A 702-nucleotide genomic window follows, 5' to 3' on the forward strand; every position below is an offset into this window, starting at 1 on the left:
CAAGCTCTTGCAGTTTTTTATAAAGTTCCGCCGCGAGTTCCGCTATATCTTCAGGGGGGAGTTTTATATTTGCATCGCGATAGGTTGTATAAGCTATGCGACCAAGCTTTTTCATGAGACCAGCAGGAATGGTGGGTGTCTTAAAATCCGCTGTTTTCGCTTTTGCTACGTCTGTAAACATCTCACCTTCACCTGTAGCTAGCCATTCCACAGATACACCGCAAATATTTTTGTAAATTACCAACATTGATACAGGTGGTTCGCGCAAACCAGTTTCGTAGTTACTCATAGTACTTTCAGGTACTGCAAGATGATCAGCGAATTGTTTGCGTTCCAAAAAACCAAGGGCAAGCCGTACTTCACGCAATCGTTTTGCGAGTTCTGTTTTAGGTTCTTTTTTAGGACGAGCCAAAAAAAATCACTCCTAATCCACATTTAGGTTGACTAATTCACAAAAGCGAATTATACATCTAATTACCGCCCGCTATAGAGGGCAGATATTTTACAATTAACCCCACAAAAAACGGATGTTGCAGCATCCGTTTGAAGCAGGAGCGAAAGTTATGACAACCACCCAAACATGCATTCAAGTATGGGATCGCCATAGTATTTTAGCCGAGCTACGCCGCCGGAACATGACCTTGGCGGAGCTCGCGAAAGCTTATCAACTCTCGTCATCCAGTGTTCAACACATTTGGACAC

2 protein-coding genes are annotated in these 702 nt (G+C 43.3%); one reads left to right on the plus strand and one right to left on the minus strand.

Features of this window, described 5'->3' with window-relative positions; translation table 11 throughout:
- On the minus strand, positions 1–412 hold a 412-nt coding region (locus ABD915_RS10050), incomplete at its 3' end, for a helix-turn-helix domain-containing protein (RefSeq protein ID WP_345117829.1).
- A 151-nt stretch (positions 413–563) separates the two neighbouring features.
- Between ABD915_RS10050 and ABD915_RS10055 the strand changes: the two genes are divergently transcribed.
- The coding region (locus ABD915_RS10055; protein ID WP_345117831.1) for a helix-turn-helix domain-containing protein at positions 564–702 on the plus strand (139 nt) is incomplete at its 3' end.

It is taken from the genome of Bartonella jaculi, from assembly GCF_039543045.1.
In the GTDB taxonomy this organism is placed as follows: Bacteria; Pseudomonadota; Alphaproteobacteria; order Rhizobiales; family Rhizobiaceae; genus Bartonella; species Bartonella jaculi.